Source organism: Streptomyces sp. NPDC059900, assembly GCF_050270335.1.
GTDB lineage: Bacteria > Actinomycetota > Actinomycetes > Streptomycetales > Streptomycetaceae > Streptomyces.
The window spans coordinates 1-2898 of record NZ_JBNNJZ010000806.1 but is presented as its reverse complement, the minus strand read 5'-3'; the positions used below and the strand labels follow the sequence as shown (position 1 = coordinate 2898).

At 71.2% G+C, this 2898-nt stretch carries 2 protein-coding genes and 1 pseudogene; 2 read left to right on the top strand and 1 reads right to left on the bottom strand.

The annotated features are described in order from the left end of the window. Positions 1 to 202: pseudogene (locus tag ACQKIP_RS44240) on the top strand (HNH endonuclease family protein); the annotation flags it as partial. 392 nt (positions 203 to 594) lie between these two features. Next, the gene (gene rpsD / locus ACQKIP_RS44235) at positions 595 to 1209 is read left to right on the top strand and encodes a 30S ribosomal protein S4 (RefSeq protein WP_361192551.1); all 615 of its coding nucleotides are present in this window, start codon (positions 595 to 597) and stop codon (positions 1207 to 1209) included. Here the strand turns inward: rpsD and ACQKIP_RS44230 are convergent. Then, the coding region (locus tag ACQKIP_RS44230) for an ATP-binding protein (protein ID WP_427745582.1) at positions 1197 to 2898 on the bottom strand (1702 nt) is incomplete at its 5' end. The genes rpsD and ACQKIP_RS44230 overlap by 13 nt on opposite strands.

The following is a 2898-nucleotide window of genomic DNA, read 5'->3' as shown; positions in this document are numbered from 1 at the left end:
GGACCTGGACGTCCTGCTCGCCGCGGACAAGGAGACCAACTACACGAAGAGCAGCAAGACCCCCGACAAGTGGAGACCCCCGCGCAAGGAATACTGGTGCGAGTACGGCCGCCGCTGGACCGGAATCAAGGCAAAGTACGAGCTCACGGTCACGCCCCCCGAGAAGCTGGCCCTCCAGGACCTCCTCGCGACCTGCGGCTGAGTCCGCACCGGAGCCCGCAGCCGAGCCCCCGGCCGGGCTCGCGGCGGAGGCACCCCCTGTCACCCGGTACACTTGCCCGAAGTGCTGCGTCCCGTGTCCGGTCTCGTACCGGCACCACCAGAACGGGACATCCAGCCGGAGCCCCGGACCTCACCGTCCAGGGATCTCCAGGAGCGTCGCGCACCGTCGAAGGTGTCGCGGGCAGCCCACCACCCTCCCGTACTCCGGGAAACGGTCGGTGGGCCACTCGCGTGCTGCACATAGTGCCCAGACCTGGGAGCGGCTGCCCGCCTGATCCAGTACCACCGGATCCGATGGGTTTCCCGGGCTGCGGATGCGACCTCCCCTAACCCTGGTGAAGCCGATTTCACACTGAACAGAGAGGTTGGTTCATGACGAACCAGTCCCGCCCCAAGGTCAAGAAGTCGCGTGCCCTCGGCATCGCGCTGACCCCGAAGGCCGTCAAGTACTTCGAGGCCCGCCCCTACCCGCCGGGCGAGCACGGCCGTGGGCGCAAGCAGAACTCGGACTACAAGGTCCGTCTGCTCGAGAAGCAGCGTCTGCGCGCGCAGTACGACATCAGCGAGAAGCAGATGGCCCGTGCGTACGACCGCGCCAAGAAGGCCGAAGGCAAGACCGGCGAGGCTCTGGTCATCGAGCTCGAGCGCCGTCTCGACGCCCTGATCCTGCGTTCGGGCATCGCCCGCACGATCTACCAGGCCCGTCAGATGGTCAGCCACGGCCACATCGAGGTCAACGGCGGCAAGGTCGACAAGCCGTCGTTCCGCGTCCGTCCCGACGACGTCGTGATGGTCCGCGAGCGCAGCCGCGAGAAGCCGCTGTTCCAGGTCTCCCGTGAGGGCGGCTTCGCCCCCGACGGCGAGATCCCGCGTTACCTCCAGGTCAACCTGAAGGCCCTGGCCTTCCGCCTGGACCGTGACCCGAACCGCAAGGAGATCCCCGTGATCTGCGACGAGCAGCTCGTCGTCGAGTACTACGCCCGCTGACCCGGACGTAGCTCTCCCTGCTTCAGCCCGTCGCCCGTCCTTCCTTCACGGAGGGGCGGGCGGCGGGTTTTCGCGTTGCCCCCGGCGTGCGTGCGCAGGGCACGCGACACCGCCGCGTCCGCAGTCAGCCGCGCCCCGGCGGCCAGGCACTCCTCGTAGCGCGCGTCGCCCAGCTGCTCGCGGGCCTGCGCCTCGCACAGCGCGTGCGGCCCGCCGAAGTTCCCCGAGCCGAACAGCGGGGGCCCCACCGAGGGCCAGATGCGGGACGCCGCGCCCTGGAGGACCGCGGCCTCGGCCGGATCACCCTCCACCGCCGTGAACAGGGCGAGCAGCTCGATCGCGAGCACCGTGCCGAGCAGGTCGTTGAACGCGTGGTCCAGGGCGAGGCACTGCATGACCAGGTCACGGGCGGTCGCGGGCTCACCGCGCGTCCAGGCCGCGAAGCCCAGCACATAGAGGGCGTACGCGAGAGTCCAGCGCTCGCCGTGGTCCTCGCAGACCTGGCGTACGTCCTCGCAGAGCACGACCGCGTCGGCGATCTCGCCGCGGAAGGCGAGGGCCATCGCCAGCTCGACCTGGCCCATCAGGACGTTGCTGTTGAGCTCGCCGATCTCGTGGTACTGGTCGAGGGCCGAGCGCAGCAGGGACTCGGCCCGCTCCATGTCGTCGGCCAGGAGCGCGAGGCAGCCGATGCGGTGCACGGCGTACGCGCCGGCGATGGCGCTGCCGGTCCGTTCCGCCTCGTCCTTGCACTCCTGGAGCGCGGCGAGCGCGGCGACCGTGTCGCCCTGGAGGACCGCGACATAGCCGAGCACCCACAACGCCTTGAGGCGCGAGTCGTCGTGGTCGCCGTCCAGTTCGAGCGCCCGGTCGAGCCAGTGCCGGCCCTCCGCGAGCCGACCGCAGCCGACCCAGTAGAACCACAGGCTGCCCGCCAGATACTGCCCCAGGTGCGTCTCGTCCGGCTCGGTCAGGCAGTACTCCAGGGCGCCCCGCAGATTGGGCAGTTCGCAGTCGACGAGCTCGGCGACCCGCGCCTGGCGCGGCGAGAACCAGTCCAGCTCGCACCAGGTCGCGAGCCCCATGTACCAGTCGCGGTGCCGGCGCCGCATCCGCGCGGCGTCACCGGTCGCCTCCAGCCAGTCGGCGCCGTACGCCCGGACCGTGTCGAGCATGCGGTAGCGGACGCCCGTCGGCCCTTCCTCGCGGGCCACGACGGACTGGGCGAGCAGTTCGCCCAGTACGTCGAGCACGTCGTCGGCGTGCAGACCTTCGCCGCTGCAGATGTACTCGACCGCCTCCAGGTCGAAGGGGCCGCAGAACACCGAGAGCCGCGACCACAGCAGGCGCTCGCCCGTCGTGCACAGCTCATGGCTCCAGCCGATGGCCGTACGCAGGGTCTGGTGGCGCGGCGGCACGTCGCGCCGGGTCCCGGTGAGCAGCGCGAAGCGGTCGCCGAGGCGGGAGAGCAGCTGCGCGGGGGAGAGCGCCCGCAGCCGGCCCGCCGCCAGCTCGACGGCCAGCGGGATCCCGTCCAGGCGGCGGCACAGCTCCGTCACGTCCGCTTCGTTGGCCTCGTCCAGGGCGAACCCGGGCAGCCCCGCCGCCGCGCGGTCGGCGAACAGCGCCGCCGCGTCCGCCGTGGGCAGCGGCGCGAGCGGGAAGATCCGCTCGCCGCCGGTGTCCAGG